19 protein-coding genes are annotated in these 24,219 nt (G+C 54.8%); 15 read left to right on the top strand and 4 right to left on the bottom strand.

The window, feature by feature from the left end:
• Nucleotides 1–22: 22 nt before the first annotated feature.
• The 3 genes from thiB to thiQ are packed head-to-tail and all read left to right on the top strand — an operon-like array spanning nucleotide 23 to nucleotide 3,283.
• Nucleotides 23–1,006, top strand: a complete 984-nt coding sequence (thiB, locus tag J4650_RS11960; RefSeq protein ID WP_000915326.1) for a thiamine ABC transporter substrate binding subunit — start codon at nucleotides 23–25, stop codon at nucleotides 1,004–1,006.
• Nucleotides 982–2,592 carry a thiamine/thiamine pyrophosphate ABC transporter permease ThiP gene (thiP, locus tag J4650_RS11955; RefSeq protein ID WP_000235631.1) on the top strand — a complete coding sequence of 537 codons (1,611 nt, stop codon included), beginning with the start codon at nucleotides 982–984 and terminating at the stop codon, nucleotides 2,590–2,592. Before thiB ends, thiP begins: the two co-directional genes overlap by 25 nt.
• Complete coding sequence (gene thiQ / locus J4650_RS11950; protein ID WP_000915973.1) at nucleotides 2,576–3,283, top strand: thiamine ABC transporter ATP-binding protein ThiQ; 708 nt, start codon at nucleotides 2,576–2,578, stop codon at nucleotides 3,281–3,283. The genes thiP and thiQ overlap by 17 nt, the downstream gene beginning before the upstream one ends.
• Before the next feature lie 38 nt (nucleotides 3,284–3,321).
• Here thiQ and J4650_RS11945 read toward each other — a convergent pair whose 3' ends face one another.
• Together J4650_RS11945 and araC are read right to left on the bottom strand one after the other, a co-directional pair.
• Nucleotides 3,322–4,089 (bottom strand): DedA family protein, encoded by a 768-nt coding sequence (locus J4650_RS11945; RefSeq protein ID WP_001148369.1) that lies wholly within the window; start codon nucleotides 4,087–4,089, stop codon nucleotides 3,322–3,324.
• Between the two features lie 118 nt (nucleotides 4,090–4,207).
• On the bottom strand, nucleotides 4,208–5,053 hold the full coding sequence (gene araC / locus J4650_RS11940; RefSeq protein ID WP_000852385.1) for an arabinose operon transcriptional regulator AraC: 846 nt from the start codon (nucleotides 5,051–5,053) through the stop codon (nucleotides 4,208–4,210).
• Nucleotides 5,054–5,393: 340 nt separating this feature from the next.
• On the opposite strand from araC, the gene araB reads away from it, so the two are divergent.
• The 3 genes from araB (at nucleotide 5,394) to araD (ending at nucleotide 9,452) form a co-directional block, all read left to right on the top strand.
• Nucleotides 5,394–7,103 carry a ribulokinase gene (araB, locus tag J4650_RS11935; protein WP_000951817.1) on the top strand — a complete coding sequence of 570 codons (1,710 nt, stop codon included), beginning with the start codon at nucleotides 5,394–5,396 and terminating at the stop codon, nucleotides 7,101–7,103.
• Between the two features lie 10 nt (nucleotides 7,104–7,113).
• A complete protein-coding gene (gene araA / locus J4650_RS11930) occupies nucleotides 7,114–8,616 on the top strand; it encodes an L-arabinose isomerase (RefSeq protein WP_000151693.1) in 1,503 nt (500 codons plus the stop codon).
• 140 nt (nucleotides 8,617–8,756) lie between these two features.
• Nucleotides 8,757–9,452 carry an L-ribulose-5-phosphate 4-epimerase gene (gene araD, locus J4650_RS11925; protein WP_023993189.1) on the top strand — a complete coding sequence of 232 codons (696 nt, stop codon included), beginning with the start codon at nucleotides 8,757–8,759 and terminating at the stop codon, nucleotides 9,450–9,452.
• A gap of 5 nt (nucleotides 9,453–9,457) precedes the next feature.
• Here the strand turns inward: araD and J4650_RS11920 are convergent, their stop codons facing one another.
• The gene (locus J4650_RS11920; RefSeq protein WP_001103155.1) at nucleotides 9,458–9,877 is read right to left on the bottom strand and encodes a DUF4751 family protein; all 420 of its coding nucleotides are present in this window, start codon (nucleotides 9,875–9,877) and stop codon (nucleotides 9,458–9,460) included.
• Between the two features lie 517 nt (nucleotides 9,878–10,394).
• Between J4650_RS11920 and J4650_RS11910 the strand changes: the two genes are divergently transcribed.
• From J4650_RS11910 to rluA, 4 genes are all read left to right on the top strand, one after another.
• Nucleotides 10,395–11,015, top strand: coding sequence for a YdcF family protein (locus J4650_RS11910; protein WP_000877511.1), 621 nt, complete (start codon nucleotides 10,395–10,397; stop codon nucleotides 11,013–11,015).
• A gap of 43 nt (nucleotides 11,016–11,058) precedes the next feature.
• Nucleotides 11,059–13,410, top strand: coding sequence for a DNA polymerase II (polB, locus tag J4650_RS11905; RefSeq protein WP_000035715.1), 2,352 nt, complete (start codon nucleotides 11,059–11,061; stop codon nucleotides 13,408–13,410).
• Between the two features lie 173 nt (nucleotides 13,411–13,583).
• Nucleotides 13,584–16,490 (top strand): RNA polymerase-associated protein RapA, encoded by a 2,907-nt coding sequence (rapA, locus tag J4650_RS11900; RefSeq protein ID WP_001116978.1) that lies wholly within the window; start codon nucleotides 13,584–13,586, stop codon nucleotides 16,488–16,490.
• 11 nt (nucleotides 16,491–16,501) lie between these two features.
• The gene (gene rluA / locus J4650_RS11895; RefSeq protein ID WP_000525196.1) at nucleotides 16,502–17,161 is read left to right on the top strand and encodes a bifunctional tRNA pseudouridine(32) synthase/23S rRNA pseudouridine(746) synthase RluA; all 660 of its coding nucleotides are present in this window, start codon (nucleotides 16,502–16,504) and stop codon (nucleotides 17,159–17,161) included.
• Between the two features lie 94 nt (nucleotides 17,162–17,255).
• Here the strand turns inward: rluA and djlA are convergent, their stop codons facing one another.
• Nucleotides 17,256–18,068, bottom strand: coding sequence for a co-chaperone DjlA (djlA, locus tag J4650_RS11890; RefSeq protein WP_001200595.1), 813 nt, complete (start codon nucleotides 18,066–18,068; stop codon nucleotides 17,256–17,258).
• A 253-nt stretch (nucleotides 18,069–18,321) separates the two neighbouring features.
• Here djlA and lptD point away from each other — a divergent pair, with 253 nt between their 5' ends.
• Genes lptD through apaG form a run of 5 tightly spaced genes read left to right on the top strand, consistent with a single transcriptional unit; the run spans nucleotide 18,322 to nucleotide 24,209 of the window.
• Nucleotides 18,322–20,682 carry an LPS assembly protein LptD gene (gene lptD / locus J4650_RS11885; RefSeq protein ID WP_000746116.1) on the top strand — a complete coding sequence of 787 codons (2,361 nt, stop codon included), beginning with the start codon at nucleotides 18,322–18,324 and terminating at the stop codon, nucleotides 20,680–20,682.
• Between the two features lie 53 nt (nucleotides 20,683–20,735).
• Nucleotides 20,736–22,022, top strand: coding sequence for a peptidylprolyl isomerase SurA (gene surA, locus J4650_RS11880; RefSeq protein WP_000800482.1), 1,287 nt, complete (start codon nucleotides 20,736–20,738; stop codon nucleotides 22,020–22,022).
• Nucleotides 22,022–23,011, top strand: coding sequence for a 4-hydroxythreonine-4-phosphate dehydrogenase PdxA (gene pdxA / locus J4650_RS11875; RefSeq protein ID WP_000093001.1), 990 nt, complete (start codon nucleotides 22,022–22,024; stop codon nucleotides 23,009–23,011). The genes surA and pdxA overlap by 1 nt, the downstream gene beginning before the upstream one ends.
• The gene (gene rsmA / locus J4650_RS11870; RefSeq protein WP_001065397.1) at nucleotides 23,008–23,829 is read left to right on the top strand and encodes a 16S rRNA (adenine(1518)-N(6)/adenine(1519)-N(6))-dimethyltransferase RsmA; all 822 of its coding nucleotides are present in this window, start codon (nucleotides 23,008–23,010) and stop codon (nucleotides 23,827–23,829) included. Before pdxA ends, rsmA begins: the two co-directional genes overlap by 4 nt.
• A 2-nt stretch (nucleotides 23,830–23,831) precedes the next feature.
• Nucleotides 23,832–24,209, top strand: a complete 378-nt coding sequence (gene apaG / locus J4650_RS11865) for a Co2+/Mg2+ efflux protein ApaG (RefSeq protein ID WP_000610894.1) — start codon at nucleotides 23,832–23,834, stop codon at nucleotides 24,207–24,209.
• Nucleotides 24,210–24,219 lie beyond the last annotated feature (10 nt).

Here is a 24,219-nt window from a genome sequence, read left to right as displayed (position 1 = left end):
CACTCTTTAACTGAGGTGCAAAGTGTTAAAAAAATATCTTCCACTTTTACTCCTGTGCGCGGCGCCTGCTTTCGCCAAACCCGTTCTCACCGTCTATACCTACGACTCGTTCGCCGCCGACTGGGGGCCAGGCCCGGCGGTGAAAAAAGCGTTTGAAGCCGATTGCAACTGCGAGCTGAAACTGGTGGCGCTGGAGGATGGCGTTTCGCTGCTCAACCGCCTGCGGATGGAGGGGAAGAACAGCAAAGCCGATGTGGTGTTGGGGCTGGACAATAATCTGCTGGAAGCGGCCACGCAAACTAAACTTTTTGCCAAAAGCGGCGTGGCGAATGAAGCGGTCAAGGTGCCCGGCGGCTGGAAAAACGACACATTTGTGCCGTTCGATTACGGCTATTTCGCCTTTGTCTACGATAAAAGCAAGCTGAAAAATCCGCCGAAAAGCCTGAAAGAACTGGTCGAGAGCGATCAAAAATGGCGGGTAATTTATCAGGACCCGCGTACCAGTACGCCAGGGCTGGGGCTGTTACTGTGGATGCGCAAAGTCTATGGCGATAACGCGCCGCAGGCCTGGCAAAAACTGGCGGCCAAAACGGTGACGGTGACGAAAGGCTGGAGCGAGGCCTACGGTTTATTTCTGAAAGGTGAAAGCGATTTGGTGCTCAGTTACACCACCTCTCCGGCGTATCACATTATTGAAGAGAAGAAGGACAATTACGCCGCCGCGAACTTCAGCGAAGGCCATTACTTACAGGTAGAAGTCGCGGCGCGTACCGTCGCCAGTAAGCAGCCGGAACTGGCGGAGAAATTCCTCAAATTTATGGTTTCTCCGGCGTTTCAGAACGCCATACCCACCGGCAACTGGATGTACCCGGTAGCGGACGTCGCCCTACCAGCAGGGTTTGAATCATTGGCAAAACCCGCCACAACACTGGAATTCACGCCGCAACAAGTGGCAGCACAACGCCAGGCATGGATTAGCGAATGGCAACGCGCCGTCAGCCGTTAATTCCCGGCTGGCTGATTCCGGGGCTGTGCGCCGCCGCGCTGATGATAACCGTCTCGCTGGCGGCCTTTCTGGCGCTTTGGTTGAACGCGCCGTCGGGCGCGTGGTCGACAATCTGGCGGGATAGCTATCTGTGGCATGTGGTGCGCTTCTCATTCTGGCAGGCGTTTCTGTCCGCAGTGCTGTCTGTGGTCCCGGCGGTTTTTCTCGCCCGCGCGCTTTATCGACGCCGTTTTCCTGGACGTCTGGCGCTGCTGCGTCTGTGCGCCATGACGCTGATTCTGCCGGTACTGGTTGCCGTGTTCGGCATTCTTAGCGTGTATGGCCGTCAGGGCTGGCTGGCCTCGCTGTGGCAGATGCTGGGGCTTCAGTGGACATTCTCCCCCTACGGCTTGCAGGGCATTTTACTGGCGCACGTCTTTTTTAACCTGCCAATGGCGAGCCGTTTGTTGCTGCAATCTTTGGAAAGCATTCCCGGCGAGCAGCGCCAGCTCGCCGCCCAGCTCGGTATGCGCGGCTGGCATTTTTTCCGTTTTGTCGAATGGCCGTGGCTGCGCCGCCAAATTCCGCCCGTCGCGGCGCTGATTTTTATGCTCTGCTTCGCCAGTTTCGCAACGGTTCTGTCGCTCGGCGGCGGCCCGCAGGCCACCACTATCGAACTGGCTATCTTTCAGGCGCTCAGTTATGACTACGATCCCGCCCGCGCGGCGATGCTGGCATTAATCCAGATGGTCTGCTGCCTGGCGCTGGTACTGCTAAGCCAACGGTTGAGCAAAGCGATTGCACCGGGGATGACGCTGACGCAGGGCTGGCGCGATCCTGACGATCGTCTCCACAGCCGTCTGACGGACGCCTTATTAATCGTGCTGGCGCTGCTGCTGCTGCTTCCGCCGCTGGTCGCCGTGGTGGTCGATGGCATCAACCGCAGCCTGCTGGAGGTGCTGGCGCAACCCATTCTGTGGCAGGCTGTCTGGACATCGCTACGCATTGCGCTGGCGGCGGGCGTTCTGTGTGTGGTGCTGACCATGATGCTACTGTGGAGTAGCCGCGAGCTACGCCAACGCCAGCAACTATTCGCCGGACAAACGCTGGAACTCAGCGGGATGTTGATCCTCGCGATGCCGGGGATCGTGCTGGCGACAGGCTTCTTTTTACTGCTCAATAACAGCGTTGGCTTACCGGAATCCGCCGACGGCATCGTGATTTTCACCAATGCGCTGATGGCAATCCCCTACGCGCTAAAAGTCCTGGAAAACCCAATGCGCGATATTACCGCCCGTTATGGAATGCTGTGCCAGTCATTAGGAATTGAAGGCTGGTCGCGGTTAAAGGTCGTGGAACTGCGGGCGCTGAAACGTCCGCTGGCGCAGGCGCTGGCGTTTGCCTGCGTACTTTCTATCGGTGATTTTGGCGTCGTCGCGCTTTTCGGCAATGACAATTTCCGCACGCTGCCGTTTTATCTGTATCAGCAGATCGGCTCCTACCGCAGCCAGGACGGCGCGGTGACCGCGCTGATACTATTGCTGCTCTGCTTTACGTTATTTACCCTCATAGAGAAACTACCGGGCCGACATGCTAAAACTGATTGATATCACCTGGCTTTACCATCATTTGCCGATGCGTTTTACGCTGGCGGTAGAACGCGGCGAGCAGGTGGCGATTCTTGGCCCCAGCGGCGCGGGGAAAAGCACGTTGTTGAATTTAATTGCCGGTTTTCTTGCACCTGCCAGCGGTACGCTACTGATTGCCGGCGAAGATCATACGCTTACGCCGCCCTCACGCCGTCCGGTCTCAATGCTGTTTCAGGAGAATAATTTATTCAGCCACCTGAATGTGCAGCAAAATATCGGTCTGGGTCTAAACCCCGGGTTAACGCTCAACGCCAGCCAGCGGGAAAAACGGGACGCTATCGCACGTCAGATGGGCATTGAGAGTCTGATGGCGCGTTTGCCGGGCGAGCTGTCCGGCGGCCAGCGTCAGCGGGTAGCGCTGGCGCGCTGCCTGGTACGTGAACAGCCGGTACTGCTGCTGGATGAACCGTTCTCCGCGCTCGATCCCGCGCTGCGTCAGGAGATGCTGACGTTGGTCAGCGATATCTGCCGCGAGCGACAGCTTACGCTGTTGATGGTCTCGCACAGCGTGGAAGATGCGGCGCGAATTGCGCCCCGGTCAATCGTCGTGGCCGACGGACGCATTGCGTGGCAAGGCAAAACAGACGAGCTACTAAGCGGTCAAGCCAGCGCCTCAGCGCTATTGGGCATCAAATCCCATATTTTGTAGGCCGGATAAGGCGAAGCCGCCATCCGGCAAAGGAATCGTTAGTAACCCACAACTTTGCGCAGAATATCGATATATACCGGCATCAGCGGGTGGCGAACCAGCACCACCAGTGCGACCACGCCGATCCCGAGCGTCAACGGCGCCAGATACAGCAAACGGCTGCGGGGGAAATACGCGGTTAAACGATCGACTGCCGCTTTGCCGCTGCGCCACAGCCGCCAGCATAGCCAGCCTCCGACCCACAGCAGTAACGCCGTCGCCAGCAGCAGCCATTTGAAATCTCCGCTCTGCATATCGGAAGGAATATCGATTGCCGCTCCCGCCAGAATGCCCGGCAGGAAATAAAACGGCGGCCACAGCAAACAGCCAATCAAGTTCGGCCCAATAAATTTCGCTACGGGAAGATCCAGCATCCCTGCCACCATCGGCACCAGCGGCCTCGTCGGACCGACAAAACGTCCGACCAGGATCGTGAACATACTGTGCTGATGCAGCGCGTGTTCGGTTTTATCCAGCAGCGACTTGTTCTTTTTCATAAAAGACCAGCGGTGTAGCGGCTTTTTAAAGCGCCACCCCAGCCAGAACGAAATCCAGTCGCCCATCAGACAGCCGATAATACCCACCAGCCAGGCATGCCAAAAATTGAGCTCGCCGCTGCCGATAAGCGCGCCCAGCCCCGCCATCAGTACCGTGCCGGGTAAAATCAACCCCACCAGCGCCAGCGATTCCAGGAAGGCGACCAGCAACACGGCGATAAGCGAATACAGAGTGGATTGGGTGATAAAGTGTTCCAGCAGTGCTTGCATAGTGTGTCCGTCAGCGTGATGAAGCAGGGATTCTGCTTACCCCGTCCCCCTTCGTCAAGCCGTCAATTATCCGAATAGTTACGGCTTATGACATCTTTGTGGACACATCATTCACTTTTTATTCACATCCGGCCCTGAACTCGCTAGGACTGGCCCCGGTGCATTTTTTAAATACCCGCGAAAAATAGAGCTGATCGTCAAATCCAACATTGCGCCCAACGGACGCTATCGGCATTCGCGTAGTGCTAAGCAGAAGTTTCGCCTGGCTGATACGCTGATCTTCGCGCCAGCTCAATACGCTAATGCCTAACTGCTGGCGGAACAGATGCGATAACCGGGAGGGCGACAGGCAGACATGCTGGGCGACGCTGGCGATATCAAAATGACTGTCCGCCAGATGGTCGCTGATATACTGGCAGGCATCGCGCACACGGCTATCCATCGGCGGGTGCAACGACTCATTAATTACCGCCATACGTCTGAGCAACAACTGCTCCAGCAGATTGATCGCCAGTAGCTCAGAATAGCGGCCTTCCCCTTGCCCGGCGCTGATGATCTGCCCGAACAGTTCGCTGAAATGCGGCTGGCGCGCCTCGTCCGGGCGGAAAAATCCTGTCTGGGCAAAGATTGTCGGCCAGGTCAGCCACTCCTGCCAGTAGGCGCGAGGCCGGAAATAAACCCACTGGTGATACCACTCGCTGGCGTCCGGATGCCGTCCATAGTGATGAATCTCGCCCGGCGGAAACAATAATATATCGCCAGGCCGACAGACAAACTGCTCGCCATTATTATTAATGACGCCCTCTCCGCGGATGGTCAGGTTAAGAATATATCCCTTCATGCCCAACGGACGATCGATAAAAAAATCCAGATATCCATTCGCTTCAATTGGCGTCAGTCCGGCGACCAGATGGGCATTAAATGAATATCCCGGCAATAGCGGATCATTTTGCGTTTCAGCCATGATTTCTCTACCCCCCGATGTTCAGAGAAGAAACAAATTGTCCATATTGAACAGGACGACAGTGCTTACGTCTCCGCAAGACCTTGCGCTTGATGAAAGCACGTATCAACCCCGCTTGTGAAAAGCGCTTTGTAACAAAAGCGTACAGTTCAGGCGATAAAATTAAGTAACAGAAGTGTCTATAACTATGGCTGGAATGTCCACATTGAATATTTGCACAGCGTCACACTTTGCAAAGCATTAGCATTTTTGTCCATAAGATTAGCGAATCCTGCCTGACGGTTTTTGCCGCGACTCTCTACTGTTTCTCCATACCTGTTTTTCTGGATGGAGTAAGACGATGGCAATTGCAATTGGCCTCGATTTTGGCAGTGATTCAGTGCGCGCTCTGGCAGTGGACTGCGCCACCGGCGACGAGATCGCCACCAGCGTAGAGTGGTATCCGCGCTGGCAAGAAGGCCGTTATTGCGACGGCCCGAACAACCAGTTCCGTCATCATCCGCGCGACTACATGGAGTCAATGGAGGCCGCGCTGAAAGCCGTTCTGGCACAATTAAGCGCCGCGCAACGCGCAAATGTCGTTGGCATTGGCGTTGACAGCACCGGCTCTACGCCAGCGCCGATTGACGCCGACGGTAACGTCCTGGCGCTGCGTCCGGAGTTCGCCGAGAACCCGAATGCGATGTTTGTGCTGTGGAAAGATCACACCGCGGTGGAAGAGGCCGACGAAATCACTCGTCTGTGCCATAAGCCAGGCAAGGTCGACTACTCCCGCTATATTGGCGGCATTTACTCCAGCGAATGGTTCTGGGCGAAGATTCTGCACGTTACCCGTCAGGATAGCGCCGTCGCGCAGGCCGCCGTCTCGTGGATTGAACTGTGTGACTGGGTGCCGGCGCTGCTTTCCGGCACCACTCGCCCGCAGGATATCCGCCGTGGCCGCTGCAGCGCCGGGCACAAAACACTGTGGCATGAAAGCTGGGGCGGTCTGCCGCCTGCGAGCTTCTTTGATGAACTCGATCCGTGTATTAACCGTCATCTGCGCTACCCGTTATTTAGCGAAACCTTCACCGCCGATCTGCCCGTGGGCACCCTGTGCGCCGAATGGGCGCAGCGCCTCGGCTTGCCGGAAAGCGTGGTGATTTCCGGCGGCGCGTTCGACTGTCACATGGGCGCGGTCGGCGCGGGCGCACAGCCCAATACGCTGGTGAAAGTCATCGGCACGTCTACCTGCGACATTCTGATTGCGGATAAACAGAGCGTCGGGGATCGCGCCGTGAAAGGCATTTGCGGTCAGGTTGACGGCAGCGTGGTGCCGAACTTTATCGGTCTGGAAGCGGGCCAATCTGCTTTCGGCGATATCTACGCCTGGTTTAGCCGCGTGTTGAGCTGGCCGCTGGAGCAACTTGCCGCGCAGCACCCAGAACTGAAAACCCAGATTAACGCCAGCCAGAAGCAGTTACTGCCAGCGCTCACCGACGCCTGGGCGAAAAATCCGTCCCTGGATCACCTGCCGGTGGTGCTCGACTGGTTTAACGGTCGCCGCACGCCAAACGCTAATCAGCGTCTGAAAGGCGTCATTACCGATCTCAATCTCGCCACCGACGCGCCAGCGCTGTTTGGTGGTCTGGTCGCTTCGACCGCCTTCGGCGCGCGCGCCATTCAGGAGTGTTTTACCGATCAGGGTATCGCGGTCAATAACGTGATGGCGCTTGGCGGCATCGCCCGTAAAAATCAGGTCATTATGCAGGTCTGCTGCGACGTACTGAATCGTCCGTTGCAGATCGTCGCTTCCGACCAGTGTTGCGCATTAGGCGCCGCTATCTTTGCCGCCGTCGCTGCGAAAGTCCATGCCGATATTCCTGCCGCCCAGCAAAGCATGGCAAGCGCGGTAGAACGCACTCTGCGTCCCCGCCCTGAACAGGCGCAACGCCTCGAACAGCTTTACCGCCGCTACCAGCAGTGGGCGCTAAGCGCAGAACAACATTATCTTCCGACTGCCGCGCCGGCGCCAACGACCCCGGCCAATCAGGCAATCCTGACTCATTAAGGACACGACAATGACGATTTTTGATAATTATGAAGTATGGTTTGTGATTGGCAGCCAGCATTTGTATGGCGCAGAAACCCTGCGTCAGGTCACTCAACATGCCGAGCATGTGGTCAACGCGCTGAATACCGAAGCCAAACTGCCATGTAAACTGGTATTAAAACCGCTGGGCACCTCGCCGGATGAGATTACCGCCATTTGTCGTGACGCCAATTATGACGATCGCTGCGCGGGGCTGGTGGTCTGGCTGCACACCTTCTCCCCGGCCAAAATGTGGATCAACGGGCTGAGTATTCTTAACAAACCACTACTGCAATTCCATACCCAATTTAACGCCGCCCTGCCGTGGGACAGCATCGATATGGACTTTATGAACCTGAACCAGACTGCGCACGGCGGTCGTGAGTTCGGTTTTATCGGCGCGCGGATGCGCCAGCAGCACGCGGTCGTCACTGGTCACTGGCAGGATAAAGAGGCCCATACGCGTATCGGCGCCTGGATGCGCCAGGCGGTCTCTAAACAGGATACCCGCCAGCTAAAAGTCTGCCGCTTCGGCGACAATATGCGTGAAGTCGCAGTGACTGACGGTGATAAAGTGGCCGCGCAAATCAAATTTGGCTTTTCGGTCAATACCTGGGCGGTCGGCGATCTGGTGCAGGTGGTGAATTCTATCGGCGACGGCGATATCAACGCTCTGATTGACGAGTATGAAAGCAGCTATACCCTGACGCCCGCAACCCAAATCCACGGCGATAAACGCCAGAACGTGCGGGAGGCGGCGCGTATTGAACTCGGTATGAAGCGTTTCCTGGAACAGGGCGGCTTCCACGCCTTTACGACGACATTTGAAGATTTGCACGGCCTGAAACAACTTCCGGGTCTGGCCGTACAGCGTCTTATGCAACAGGGCTACGGCTTTGCGGGCGAAGGCGACTGGAAAACCGCCGCTCTGCTTCGCATTATGAAAGTGATGTCAACCGGTCTGCAGGGCGGCACCTCATTTATGGAGGATTACACCTACCACTTCGAGAAAGGCAACGATCTAGTGCTCGGCTCGCACATGCTGGAAGTGTGTCCGTCCATCGCAGTGGAAGAGAAACCGATCCTCGACGTCCAGCACCTCGGCATTGGCGGCAAGGAAGATCCGGCGCGTTTGATTTTCAATACCCAAACCGGCCCGGCGATCGTCGCCAGCCTGATCGACCTCGGCGATCGTTATCGCCTGCTGGTCAACTGCATTGACACCGTAAAAACGCCGCACTCCCTGCCGAAACTGCCGGTGGCTAACGCGCTGTGGAAGGCGCAGCCGGATCTGCCGACCGCCTCCGAAGCGTGGATTCTGGCTGGCGGCGCGCACCATACCGTCTTCAGCCACGCGCTGGATCTGAACGATATGCGCCAGTTCGCAGAAATACACGATATCGAAATCGCGGTAATTGATAACGATACCCGTCTGCCGGCCTTTAAGGACGCGCTGCGCTGGAACGAGGTGTATTACGGTTTAAAACGCTAAAAGTGAAGTCTGAATGCCCGGTGGCACTGCGTTTACCAGGCCTACGGTCCTGTAGGCCGAATAAGGCATTTATGTCGCCATCCGGCACACCGTCGCTCGTAGGCCGGATAAGCGAAGCGCCATCCGGCAGGGAGAAAACAATGTTAGAAGATCTCAAACGCCAGGTACTGGAAGCTAATCTGGCGCTGCCAAAACACAACCTGGTCACCCTCACCTGGGGTAACGTTAGTGCCGTCGATCGCGAACGCGGCGTACTGGTGATTAAGCCGTCCGGCGTCGATTATAGCGTCATGACCGCTGACGATATGGTGGTGGTCAGCCTGGAGACCGGTGAAGTCGTTGAAGGTCATAAGAAACCGTCGTCCGATATGCCAACCCACCGTTTGTTATATCAGGCATTTCCGACTATCGGCGGCATCGTACACACCCATTCGCGCCACGCGACTATCTGGGCGCAGGCGGGCCAGCCGATTCCGGCGACGGGAACCACCCATGCCGACTATTTCTACGGTACGATTCCCTGCACTCGCAAAATGACCGAGGCGGAAATTAATGGCGAGTATGAATGGGAAACGGGCAATGTCATTGTTGAAACCTTTGAAAAACAAGGTATTGACGCCGCTCAAATGCCCGGCGTGCTTGTCCATTCGCACGGCCCGTTTGCCTGGGGTAAAAATGCCGAGGATGCCGTGCATAACGCCATCGTGCTGGAAGAAGTGGCCTATATGGGGATCTTCTGCCGCCAGCTTGCGCCGCAGTTGCCCGACATGCAGCAATCCCTGCTGGATAAACACTATCTACGCAAACACGGCGCAAAAGCCTATTACGGGCAGTAATGCCTCTAAAAACGCGTCCCATTGGGGGCGCGTTGATGAATCTGGTCGGTGATATATTCAGCAAATGCGCTTTGATAGACGTAATGATCAGAACTCACATATTCAATAATATTATCATAATGTCCCTGCCACGCTTTTCCTTCCAGCGCATGGAAGAAAATATAATCTTCGATTGTTGACTGCCAGCGTTGCCCATTTAACAGATAATTAATAATGGTATCCCGATGTCCGTTTTTTCTGTCGTGTCCTTGCCAGTGAAAAAAAGCATTGCCGTTTTCAATAATCTCGGTACGCCAAATTTGTTCTGTCCATGTTTTATACTCAAAAAATCGACTCACGGTTTTTATGGAAGGGTTAGCGCGTTGAGTATTGACGAAAAGATAACGGTCGCTCCCTACCAGACGCGCCTGCATACTCACATTCATAAAAGATCATTCCCGAATACCACAAATTTTGATAAAAACACCCGCACCCGAAAGTCAAAATAAAATTATATTCTAAAATAAAAATTAAATTATGCAGAGAGTTCCCGACGAATTCGCACTGTAATCCATTTTTATTTAACCATAGCGGCCAATTGGAATATTATATTTCTACCTGACGGTGCGGATGTTCCAAATGAAATTGTTACACTTTTCATTAATTAAAACAAACAAAAAATATCGCTTTTTTGTTAATCCGAGAAATAAGTAACAGATTCGAACAAGCGCCTTTCTGAAAAATACTGAATGTATGAAAACAGACTTGACACAAAACGGCTAATACATGGGTAAAAACTGTAAATAAACATGATTTAAAATTAGCAGTTATAGGATAATTATATCTGCTGTATATACCGGCATCATTATATTGATAAATATACGTCAGCAAAAATATCTGACGCTAAAAGCCATTTTATCGTTAAAATATCCATTACACCCGTCACGGGGAACGAACTCATTCATGAAATATCGCTACATCATCAGAATCGCGGCAGGCATAATTCTCATTATGGCTACGGTGTTTATCCATAATGCCATCGCTATTTATCAGTTCAGTCAGCAAAACCAGACGCGCGTAGCTGACTGCGCGATTGTCGCAGGAGCAGGTGTTAGCGGAAAAACGCCTTCTCCCGTTTTTCAGGCCAGACTGGATCATGCCATCTGGCTTTACCAACAACACATTGTCCGCGCGTTGGTATTAACCGGCGGCTACGGCGCTGGCGCAACGGTTTCCGACGCGGCGATAGCCCGTCAATACGTTCTGGAAAAAGGGATTCCGGCTAAGGCGATTTTTATTGAAGAGCGCTCTACCGTGACGCGCGAAAATATTCGTTACGCAAAACAGATCCTGCGACAACAACAATGGCGCACAGCGTTACTGGTCAGCGATCCGCTGCATATGCTGCGTCTGAAAACTATCGCTCAGGATAATGGTATCGATAGCCGCTCATCACCCACGCGATCCACCCGCTATAAATCCTGGTGGGCGAAAACCCGCTTCTTACTGCGAGAAACTTTTTATTACAGCGGATATCGGCTTTTACGTTATATGCCTGTACAAAATAACAGTATTACCCCCTAAAACAGGTTATAATTAGCGTGAATTTTTTAGACAGGTAATCATCGTGGCGCAGGCAGGTTTCATTTTAACCCGGCACTGGCGGGATACGCCGCAAGGGACGGAGGTCTCTTTCTGGCTGGCGACAGACAACGGCCCTGTGCAGGCAACGCTGGCACCGCAAGAGTCCGTGGCGTTTATTCCGACCAGCCAGACCTCCCGCGCCGCCTCGCTGCTACAGGCGGAAAAAGACTATCGCCTGACGCCGCTCCAGCTGCGAGACTTTCATCGTCAGCCGGTATCCGGTCTGTATTGCCGCACTCACCGCCAGCTTATGCGGATGGAGAAACTGCTGCGCGAAAACGGCGTCACCGTTTATGAAGCGGATGTACGCCCGCCGGAACGTTACCTGATGGAGCGTTTTATTACGTCGCCCGTTTGGGTAGACGGCGAGATGCGCAACGGCGTTATCCGCAATGCGCGTCTTAAACCCCACCCCGACTATCGACCGCCGCTAAAATGGGTCTCGCTGGATATCGAAACCACGCGACACGGCGAACTGTATTGCATTGGTCTGGAAGGATGCGGTCAGCGTACCGTTTATATGCTGGGCCCGGCGAATGGCGATGACCGCCAACTGGACTTCGAGCTTGTGTATGTCGCCAGCCGCCCGCAGCTGCTGGAAAAACTCAACGCCTGGTTTGCCGAGCATGATCCTGACGTCATCATCGGCTGGAACGTGGTGCAGTTCGACCTGCGTATGCTGCAAAAACATGCCGAACGCTACCGTATCCCTTTACGGCTGGGGCGAGACAATAGCGAACTGGAGTGGCGCGAACATGGCTTCAAAAACGGCGTTTTTTTCGCCCAGGCCAGAGGGCGAGTCATTATCGATGGTATCGACGCGCTTAAATCCGCGTTCTGGAATTTTTCGTCTTTTTCGCTGGAAGCCGTCTCGCAGGAACTGCTCGGCGAAGGAAAATCCATTGATAACCCCTGGGATCGTATGGATGAGATCGATCGCCGCTTTGCCCAGGATAAACCCGCCCTCGCCACCTACAACCTGAAAGACTGCGAGCTGGTCACGCGCATTTTCCATAAAACCGAGATCATGCCGTTTTTGCTGGAACGCGCGACGATCAACGGCCTGCCGGTCGATCGCCACGGCGGTTCAGTCGCCGCATTCGGGCATCTTTACTTTCCGCGAATGCACCGCGCCGGCTATGTCGCGCCCAATCTCGGCGAAGTGCCGCCGCTGGCAAGTCCCGGCGGCTACGTAATGGATTCACAACCCGGATTATACGATTCAGTACTGGTGCTGGATTATAAAAGCCTGTACCCGTCGATTATCCGCACGTTTTTGATTGATCCCGTCGGGCTGGTCGAAGGCATGGCGCAGCCGGATCCGGAACACAGTACCGAAGGTTTCCTTGACGCCTGGTTTTCACGAGAAAAGCACTGCCTGCCGGAAATTGTTAGCCAAATCTGGCACGGGCGCGATGAAGCCAAACGTCAGGGCAATAAACCGCTCTCGCAGGCGCTTAAAATCATTATGAACGCCTTTTATGGCGTACTCGGCACCACGGCCTGCCGCTTTTTCGATCCCCGTCTGGCGTCGTCAATCACCATGCGCGGTCATGCGATTATGCGCCAGACCAAAGCGCTGATTGAGGCGCAGGGTTATGACGTGATTTATGGCGATACCGATTCCACTTTCGTCTGGCTCCGGCGCGCGCATTCAGAAGCCGATGCGGCGGAAATCGGGCACAGGCTGGTGCGTCACGTGAACGAATGGTGGGCGCAGACGTTACAACAGCAAAATTTGACCAGCGCGCTGGAGCTGGAGTTTGAAACCCACTTTTGCCGTTTTCTGATGCCGACCATCCGCGGCGCGGATACTGGCAGTAAAAAACGCTACGCGGGCCTGATTCAGGAAGGCGACAGCCAGCGCATGGTATTTAAAGGTCTGGAAACGGTGCGGACCGACTGGACGCCGCTGGCGCAGCGCTTTCAACAGGAGCTGTATCTGCGTGTTTTTCGCAATGAACCTTATCAAGACTATGTGCGTGAGACTATCGATAAACTGATGGCGGGCGAACTGGACGCACAGCTGGTTTATCGTAAGCGTCTGCGTCGCCCTTTACATGAGTACCAACGTAACGTTCCGCCGCACGTTCGCGCCGCCCGGCTGGCGGATGAACAAAACCTGAAGCAGGGTCGTCCGGCGCAGTATCAGAATCGCGGCGCCATAAAATATGTCTGGACTGTTAACGGCCCCGAGCCCGTGGATTACCAGCAGTCGCCGCTGGATTACGAACACTATCTTACCCGCCAGCTACAACCCGTGGCGGAAGGAATTCTTCCCTTCGTTGAAGATAATTTTGCTACACTACTGACCGGGCAACTGGGGCTATTTTGACGCGTGACGAAAGCGCCGCCTTCCAGTACCATAGCGCCCTTTCCATTCCTGGACCTAATTAACGCCACTACCACATTAGCCTGGTAGCGGGGTCGTATACTCGCAATTATCCAGTGCTGTCGCCTGGGAATGGCGAGTAATGCCTGCAATTAAAGATATAGAGCCGAACACATATGCCTTTTACACTTGGTCAACGCTGGATCAGCGATACAGAAAGCGAGCTGGGACTTGGAACCGTTGTTGCGATGGATGCGCGAACCGTCACCTTACTTTTCCCGTCCACGGGGGAAAACCGCCTGTATGCGCGCAGTGATTCTCCCGTGACCCGCGTCATGTTCAACCCTGGCGATACGATTACAAGCCATGAAGGCTGGCAGCTACATATCGATGAAGTAAAAGAAGAAAATGGCCTGCTTGTTTATGTCGGCACCCGCCTGGATACCGAAGAGACCAATGTGACGTTGCGCGAAGTTCTGCTCGACAGCAAGTTGGTTTTCAGTAAGCCCCAGGATCGTCTGTTCGCCGGTCAAATCGATCGAATGGATCGGTTCGCGCTGCGCTATCGCGCCCGTAAATTTCAGAGCGAGCAGTACCGGATGCCATACAGCGGCCTGCGCGGTCAGCGGACCAACCTGATCCCGCATCAGCTTAATATCGCTCATGATGTGGGTCGTCGCCACGCGCCGCGCGTACTGCTGGCGGATGAAGTGGGCTTAGGTAAAACCATTGAAGCCGGGATGATTCTGCATCAACAGTTATTATCCGGCGCGGCGGAACGCGTATTGATCATCGTGCCGGAAACCCTGCAACACCAGTGGCTGGTAGAAATGCTGCGCCGTTTCAACCTGCGCTTCGCGCTGTTCGATGACGAACGCTATACCGAAGCGCAGCACGACGCGTATAACCCGTTTGAAACCGAACAACTGGTGATCTGTTCGCTGGATTTCGCCCGCCGTAATAAGCAGCGTCTGGAACATTTGTGCGACGCCGAGTGGGATTTGCTGGTGGTCGACGAAGCGCATCATCTGGTGTGGAGTACCGATGCGCCGAGCCGTGAATATATGACCATCGAACAGTTAGCTGAACGCGTGCCGGGCGTGCTGCTGCTGACCGCCACGCCAGAACAGCTGGGGATGGAAAGCCATTTCGCCCGTCTGCGCCTGCTCGATCCGAACCGTTTCCACGATTTCGAACAGTTTGTCGAAGAACAGAAAAACTACCGCCCTGTCGCCGATGCGGTGGCCATGCTGCTGGCGGGCAATAAACTCAGCAACGACGAACTGAACAGGCTGGGCGATCTGATCGGCGAACAGGATATTGAACCGCTGTTACAGGCCGCTAATAGCGATCGCGACGACGCGCAGGCCGCCCGTGATGAGCTGGTGTCGATGCTGATGGATCGCCACGGCACCAGCCGCGTTCTGTTCCGCAACACCCGTAACGGCGTCAAGGGGTTCCCGAAACGTGAACTGCATACGGTAAAACTGCCGCTGCCGACCCAGTATCAGACCGCCATTAAGGTCTCCGGCATTATGGGCGCGCGTAAAAGCGCGGAAGATCGCGCCCGCGATATGCTCTATCCGGAACAAATTTATCAGGAGTTCGAAGGCGATACCGGCACCTGGTGGAACTTCGACCCGCGCGTTGAGTGGCTGATGGGCTATCTGACCAGCCATCGTTCGCAAAAAGTGCTGGTGATCTGCGCTAAGGCGACCACCGCGTTACAGCTGGAGCAGGTGCTGCGCGAACGCGAAGGCATCCGCGCCGCCGTGTTCCATGAAGGCATGTCGATTATCGAACGCGACCGCGCCGCCGCCTGGTTCGCCGAAGAAGATACCGGCGCGCAGGTACTGTTATGTTCCGAAATCGGCTCTGAAGGACGTAACTTCCAGTTTGCCAGCAATCTGGTGATGTTCGACTTGCCGTTTAACCCGGATCTGCTGGAACAGCGTATTGGTCGTCTGGATCGTATCGGCCAGGCGCATGATATCCAGATCCACGTCCCGTACCTGGAAAAAACCGCCCAGTCGGTGCTGGTTCGCTGGTATCACGAAGGGCTGGACGCCTTTGAGCACACCTGCCCGACCGGTCGCGCGATTTATGATTCAGCCTACGCCAGTCTGATTAACTATCTGGCCGCGCCTGAAGAAACCGACGGGTTTGACGATCTGATCAAATCCTGCCGCGAGCAACATGAAGCGCTAAAAGCCCAGTTAGAACAGGGCCGCGACCGCCTGCTGGAGATCCACTCCAACGGTGGTGAAAAAGCCCAACAACTCGCACAAAGCATTGAAGAACAGGACGACGACACCAACCTGATCGCGTTCGCCATGAACCTGTTCGATATCGTCGGCATTAACCAGGACGATCGCGGCGACAACCTGATCGTGCTGACGCCGTCCGACCACATGTTGGTGCCGGATTTTCCCGGCCTGCCGGAAGACGGCTGTACTATCACGTTCGAACGTGACGTAGCCCTGTCTCGCGAAGATGCGCAGTTTATTACCTGGGAACATCCGCTCATCCGTAACGGACTGGATCTGATCCTCTCCGGCGATACCGGCAGCAGCACCATTTCGCTGTTGAAAAATAAAGCGCTGCCAGTCGGCACGCTGCTGGTCGAACTGGTTTACGTCGTGGAAGCGCAGGCGCCGAAACAGCTACAACTGAACCGCTTCCTGCCGCCGACGCCGGTACGTATGCTGTTAGATAAAAACGGCAACAATCTGGCCGCCCAGGTCGAGTTTGAAACCTTCAACCGTCAGCTCAGCGCCGTGAATCGCCACACCGGCAGCAAACTGGTTAACGCCGTGCAACAGGACGTCCATGCCATTTTGCAACTGGGCGAGACGCAGATTGAAAAGTCCGCCAGAGCGCTGATTGATAACGCGCGTCGCGAGGCGGATGAAAAACTGTCCGGGGAACTGTCGCGTCTGGAAGCGCTGCGCGCCGTCAACCCGAACATTCGCGACGACGAACTTGCCGCTATCGACAGCAACCGTCAGCAGGTACTGGAAAGCCTGAATCAGGCAGGCTGGCGTCTGGACGCGCTGCGTCTTATCGTCGTCACGCACCAATAACGGAGCCGTACATGGGGATGGAAAACTACAATCCGCCGCAGGAACCCTGGCTGGTTATCCTGTATCAGGATGAGCACATTATGGTGGTCAATAAGCCCAGCGGCCTGTTGTCCGTGCCGGGGCGTCTGGAAGCGCACAAAGACAGCATTATGACGCGTATCCAGCGCGACTACCCGCAGGCAGAGTCGGTGCATCGTCTGGATATGGCCACCAGCGGCGTGATTGTAGTGGCGCTGACCAAAGCCGCGGAACGGGAGCTAAAACGCCAGTTCCGCGAACGGGAGCCGAAAAAGCAGTATGTGGCGCGCGTATGGGGGCATCCCTCCCCGGCGGAAGGACTGGTTGACTTACCGCTCATCTGCGACTGGCCGAACCGGCCAAAGCAGAAAGTGTGTTATGAAACCGGCAAACCGGCGCAAACGGAATATAACGTGGTGGAGTTTGCGGCGGATAATACCGCCCGCGTGGTGCTCAAACCGATCACCGGGCGTTCGCATCAGCTTCGTGTGCATATGCTGGCGTTAGGCCACCCGATTTTAGGCGATCGGTTTTACGCTTCGCCGGAAGCGTTGTCGCTGGCGCCGCGTTTGCAGTTACACGCCGAAATGCTGACCATTACCCATCCCGCTTACGGTAACAGCATGACGTTTAAAGTCCCGGCAGATTTTTAAATTCGGAGCCAATTTATGCCGGGGCGCTTCGCTTGCCCGGCCTACATTCATTAACGTAGGCCGGATAAGGCGCTAGCCGCATCCGGCAATTCAATCACTTGAACCCTTTCTGTTCTTTGATTAGCTCATACGCTTTCTGAATTTCCTGCGCTTTTTGCTTCGCCATTTCCATCATTTCCGGCGGTAAACCTTTCGCGACCAGTTTGTCCGGATGATGCTCGCTCATCAGTTTGCGATAAGCGCGTTTAATGGTGGTTGCATCGTCGGTGGTTTTAACCCCCAGCACATTACAGGCATCTTCCAGCGTCGGGCCGCGCTGCGCCTGCTGCCAGCCGCCGCCGGACTGTTGATGATAACCGCCGCCAAACTGCGCGCCGCCCTGCATCATGCGCAGAAACTGATCGAACTGTACGCGGGAAATACCTAACTCTTCCGCAATCACATACAGCACTTCCCGCTCATTAGGGTGTAGCGAGCCATCGGCAAACGCCGCCTGGATCTGAATTTCCAGAAACATCCGGATCAGATCAAAACGCCCGAAGCAGACGCTACGAAACTGCCGCATCTTTTCACGTAATGGGTAATTATCCGCTTTTCCGACCCGAAAGGCGTTCTGCGCGGCAGTACGTGAATCGCCGTGTAAATTCATACGATCCATCAACTGACTGGCGATATGAATATCCGCTTCCGTCACCCGTCCTTTTGATTTGGTTAAGTGGCCCATCACCTCAAAGGTGGTGGCAAAAAACAGCGCCTGCCGTTCCCGCTGGTTGGCAAACCACGCCATTTTTCGGCTGCGGGCTTTGTCGAACATATGGCCCACCAGCAGACCCAGGACCACGCCCCAAAAGCCGCCGCCCATCATCAGGGCTACGGCGACGCCAATTATCTTTCCCCAGTACTGCATAGACTCCCCAAAACGTTACGCTATCGGTGAGGCTATCTCCCACAAAATAAGGTGCTTTTCTGCGAATGAAGGCTACGGTCAATTGTGGGACATCGCCTATAATTTGCATTATCATACCTGTCATTCAATGCCGTGCCTAACACCACAGACGCTAAACGGCAGGATTAACACTGGCGCAGCGAAGATGAGTAAGTTAGGCTGTGACCGTTTGTCACGCGCAACGCTACCGATGATGGAACAATAAATACAACGTATGAAAAAACGTATTCCCACTCTTCTGGCCACCATGATCGCCAGCGCCCTTTATAGTCATCAGGGGCTGGCAGCCGATCTCGCCTCACAGTGTATGTTGGGCGTGCCGAGCTACGATCGTCCTCTGGTAAAAGGCGATACCAACGATCTGCCGGTTACTATCAATGCCGATAACGCTAAAGGTAACTACCCGGACGATGCCGTTTTTACCGGCAACGTGGACATTATGCAGGGGAATAGCCGCCTGCAAGCGGATGAAGTGCAGCTTCATCAGAAGCAGGCGGAAGGTCAGCCGGAACCTGTACGCACCGTCGATGCGCTGGGTAATGTGCATTATGATGATAATCAGGTCATCCTTAAAGGGCCGAAGGGCTGGGCGAACCTGAACACCAAAGACACGAACGTCTGGGAAGGCGATTACCAGATGGTGGGCCGTCAGGGGCGCGGTAAAGCCGATCTCATGAAGCAGCGCGGCGAAAACCGCTATACCATTCTGGAAAACGGCAGCTTTACCTCCTGTCTGCCTGGCTCCGATACCTGGAGCGTGGTGGGGAGTGAAGTCATCCATGACCGTGAAGAACAGGTTGCGGAGATCTGGAACGCCCGGTTTAAAGTAGGTCCGGTTCCGATCTTTTATAGCCCCTATTTACAGCTACCCGTCGGCGACAAACGTCGCTCAGGTTTCCTGATCCCGAACGCGAAATACACGACCAAGAACTATTTCGAGTTCTACTTACCGTATTACTGGAACATCGCGCCCAATATGGACGCCACCATCACCCCGCACTATATGCACCGCCGCGGCAATATTATGTGGGAGAACGAATTCCGTTATCTCACGCAGGCAGGCGCCGGGTTGATGGAATTAGATTATCTGCCTTCTGATAAAGTCTACGAGGACGATCATCCCAAAGAGGGCGATAAGCACCGCTGGTTATTCTACTGGCAGCACTCAGGCGTGATGGATCAGGTGTGGCGTTTTAACGTCGATTACACCAAAGTCAGCGACTCCAGCTACTTTAACGATTTCGACAGTAAGTACGGTTCCAGTACCGACGGTTACGCAACGCAGAAATTCAGCGTCGGCTACGCCGTACAAAACTTTGACGCTACGGTGTCGACCAAACAATTCCAGGTCTTTAACGATCAAAACACCAGCAGCTACTCTGCGGAGCCGCAGTTAGACGTTAACTACTACCATAACGATCTCGGGCCGTTTGATACCCGGATTTACGGCCAGGCGGTACATTTCGTCAACACCAAAGACAATATGCCGGAAGCGACCCGCGTCCACCTGGAGCCAACCATTAATTTGCCGCTCTCCAACCGCTGGGGCAGCCTGAACACCGAAGCGAAGCTGATGGCGACGCACTATCAGCAAACGAATCTGGACAGCTATAACAGCGATCCAAACAATAAAAATAAGCTGGAAGATTCGGTTAACCGCGTCATGCCGCAGTTTAAAGTCGACGGTAAGCTCATCTTCGAACGCGATATGGCGATGCTGGCGCCGGGGTATACCCAGACGCTGGAACCACGCGTGCAGTACCTGTATGTGCCGTACCGCGACCAGAGCGGCATCTATAACTACGATTCTTCTTTGCTGCAATCCGACTATAACGGCCTGTTCCGCGACCGCACTTATGGCGGTCTCGACCGTATTGCTTCCGCCAACCAGGTCACGACCGGCGTCACAACACGCATTTATGATGATGCCGCCGTTGAACGTTTTAACGTTTCTGTTGGTCAAATCTACTATTTCACGGAGTCTCGCACCGGCGATGACAACATTAAATGGGAGAATGACGACAAAACCGGTTCGCTGGTTTGGGCAGGCGACACTTACTGGCGTATTTCAGAACGCTGGGGGCTGCGTAGCGGAGTGCAGTACGATACCCGTCTGGATAGCGTCGCTACCAGCAGCAGCAGCCTCGAATACCGTCGGGATCAGGATCGTCTGGTACAGTTGAACTACCGCTATGCCAGCCCGGAATATATTCAGGCTACGTTGCCTTCGTATTATTCCACGGCAGAGCAGTATAAAAACGGCATCAACCAGGTGGGCGCGGTGGCAAGTTGGCCGATTGCCGATCGCTGGTCGATTGTCGGCGCGTACTACTTCGATACCAATTCGAGCAAACCTGCAGACCAGATGCTCGGCTTGCAGTACAACTCTTGCTGCTATGCGATCCGCGTCGGATACGAACGTAAGCTGAACGGTTGGGATAACGATAAACAACACGCGATTTATGATAACGCGATTGGCTTCAACATTGAGCTGCGCGGTTTGAGCTCTAACTACGGCCTCGGCACGCAAGAAATGTTGCGTTCGAACATTCTGCCGTACCAAAGCTCTATGTAATCTGATTGATTTACAACGTAATCCGCATTGCGGTTAATTGAAATGGAAAAAGTATGAAGAACTGGAAAACGCTGCTTCTCGGTATCGCCATGATCGCGAATACCAGTTTCGCTGCCCCCCAGGTAGTCGATAAAGTCGCAGCCGTCGTCAATAATGGCGTCGTGCTGGAAAGCGACGTTGATGGCTTAATGCAATCAGTCAAACTCAACGCGGGTCAGGCAGGTCAGCAGCTTCCGGACGACGCCACGCTGCGTCACCAGATCCTGGAACGTTTGATTATGGATCAAATTATCCTGCAGATGGGTCAGAAGATGGGGGTGAAGATCACGGATGAGCAGTTGGATCAGGCCATCGCCAACATCGCCAAACAAAACAATATGACGATGGATCAGATGCGCAGCCGTCTGGCTTACGATGGGCTGAACTATTCAACCTACCGTAACCAAATTCGTAAAGAGATGATTATCTCTGAAGTGCGCAACAACGAGGTTCGTCGCCGTATCACCGTTTTGCCGCAAGAAGTTGACGCGCTGGCAAAACAGATTGGCACCCAAAACGATGCCAGCACCGAGCTGAACCTGAGCCATATCCTGATTGCTCTGCCGGAAAACCCAACCTCCGAGCAGGTTAACGACGCGCAGCGCCAGGCGGAAAGCATTGTTGAAGAAGCGCGTAACGGCGCAGATTTCGGCAAACTGGCGATTACCTACTCTGCCGACCAGCAGGCGCTAAAAGGCGGTCAGATGGGCTGGGGCCGTATCCAGGAGCTGCCGGGGATTTTCGCCCAGGCGCTGAGCACCGCGAAGAAAGGCGACATTGTCGGCCCGATTCGCTCCGGCGTCGGTTTCCACATTCTGAAAGTAAACGACCTGCGCGGTCAGAGCCAGAGTATCTCCGTGACCGAAGTTCACGCTCGTCATATTCTGCTTAAGCCGTCGCCGATCATGAACGATCAGCAGGCGCGCCTGAAGCTGGAAGAAATCGCGGCTGACATTAAGAGTGGTAAAACCACATTTGCCGCTGCGGCGAAAGAGTACTCTCAGGACCCGGGCTCCGCTAACCAGGGCGGTGATTTGGGTTGGGCTACGCCAGATATTTTCGATCCGGCGTTCCGCGACGCGCTGACGAAGCTGCATAAAGGCCAAATAAGCGCGCCGGTACACTCCTCTTTCGGCTGGCATCTGATCGAATTGCTGGATACGCGTAAGGTAGACAAAACCGATGCGGCGCAGAAAGATCGCGCTTATCGTATGCTGATGAACCGTAAGTTCTCAGAAGAAGCGGCGACCTGGATGCAAGAACAGCGCGCCAGCGCTTACGTTAAGATTTTGAGTAACTAATGAGCAGTGCGCAACGCGTTGTTATCACTCCCGGCGAACCCGCCGGGATTGGCCCCGATCTTGTCGTCCAACTGGCGCAACGCGCGTGGCCGATTGAACTGGTCGTCTGTGCGGACGGCGCGCTCCTGACGGAGCGGGCCGCCATGCTCGGCCTGCCCCTCTCACTTCTCCCTTACTCGCCTGATGTCCCCGCTGCGCCGCAGCCCGCGGGAACGCTGACCCTATTGCCGGTCTCGCTGCGCGCGCCTGCCATCCCCGGTCAGTTGACGGTAGAAAATGGCCCCTACGTGGTAGAGACGCTGGCGCGAGCGTGTGATGGCTGTCTGAACGGTGAATTTGCCGCGCTGATCACAGGCCCCGTGCACAAAGGCGTTATTAACGACGCAGGCATTCCGTTTACCGGTCATACCGAGTTTTTCGAAGAGCGTTCGCAGGCGAAAAAAGTCGTGATGATGCTGGCAACCGAAGAACTTCGCGTGGCGCTGGCGACCACGCATCTGCCGCTACGGGCGATTGCAGACGCCATCACCCCTGCGCTTTTGCACGAAGTGATTGCTATTTTGCATCACGATTTGCGGACCAAATTTGGTATTGCCGAACCGCGCATTCTTGTCTGTGGCCTGAATCCGCACGCGGGCGAAGGCGGTCATATGGGCACGGAAGAGATAGACACCATCATTCCGGTGCTCGACGAGCTGCGGGCGCAGGGGATGAAACTCAACGGGCCGCTACCTGCTGATACGCTGTTTCAGCCCAAATATCTCGATAATGCCGACGCGGTGCTGGCGATGTACCACGATCAGGGCCTGCCCGTGCTAAAATACCAGGGATTCGGTCGGGGAGTGAATATTACGCTCGGCCTACCTTTTATTCGAACCTCCGTTGACCACGGCACCGCGCTTGAACTGGCAGGTCGTGGAAAAGCGGATGTCGGCAGTTTTATTACGGCGCTTAATCTCGCCATCAAAATGATTGTTAATACCCAATGAATAATCGAGTCCATCAGGGCCATTTAGCCCGTAAACGCTTCGGGCAAAACTTTCTCAACGATCGGTTTGTGATCGACAGTATTGTTTCTGCTATTAATCCGCAAAAAGGCCAGGCGATGGTTGAAATCGGCCCCGGTCTGGCGGCGCTGACGGAGCCGGTCGGCGAACGACTGGATAAGCTCACGGTCATTGAACTTGACCGCGATCTGGCGGCGCGCTTGCAAACCCATCCGTTCTTAGGGCCGAAGCTGACTATTTATCAGCAGGACGCCATGACCATGAACTTTGGCGAACTGTCTGCGCAGTTGGGCCAACCGCTGCGTGTGTTCGGCAATCTGCCCTATAATATCTCCACCCCGCTGATGTTCCATCTCTTTAGCTATACTGATGCCATTGCCGACATGCACTTTATGTTGCAAAAAGAAGTGGTAAATCGTCTGGTTGCAGGGCCGAACAGCAAAGCGTATGGTCGTTTAAGCGTGATGGCGCAATATTACTGTCAGGTGATCCCGGTGCTTGAAGTGCCGCCATCCGCCTTCACGCCGCCGCCCAAAGTGGACTCCGCCGTGGTGCGTCTGGTTCCACACGCAACAATGCCTTACCCGGTTAAAGATATTCGCGTGTTGAGCCGTATTACCACCGAGGCCTTTAACCAGCGCCGTAAAACGATCCGTAATAGTCTCGGCAATCTTTTTAGCGTTGAGACGTTGACGGAAATGGGTATTGACCCGGCAATGCGCGCGGAAAATATCTCTGTCGCGCAGTACTGCCAGATGGCCAACTATCTGTCGGAAAACGCGCCTTTGAAGGAGAGTTAAACATGATCAATTCGCCCAGAGTGTGTATTCAGGTGCAAAGCGTCTACATTGAGGCGCAATCCTCACCTGACGATGAACGTTACGTTTTTGCCTATACCGTAACCATCCGCAATCTGGGTCGGGCGCCAGTGCAGCTATTGGGCCGCTACTGGCTGATTACCAATGGTCATGGCCGTGAAACTGAAGTCCAGGGCGAAGGTGTGGTTGGCGTCCAGCCGCGCATTGCGCCTGGCGAAGAGTATCAGTACACCAGCGGCGCGGTAATTGAAACGCCGCTGGGCACCATGCAGGGTCATTACGAAATGATCGATGAAAATGGCGACGCCTTTACCATCGACATTCCCGTGTTTCGACTCGCCGTCCCTACACTCATTCACTAAAATTATAACA

Origin of the sequence: Salmonella sp. 32120201201600049SM, assembly GCF_017572835.1 — a bacterium.
Lineage (GTDB): Bacteria > Pseudomonadota > Gammaproteobacteria > Enterobacterales > Enterobacteriaceae > Salmonella > Salmonella enterica.
Note: the sequence above shows the minus strand (reverse complement) of the source record. Positions and strands in the feature narration are given on the sequence as shown.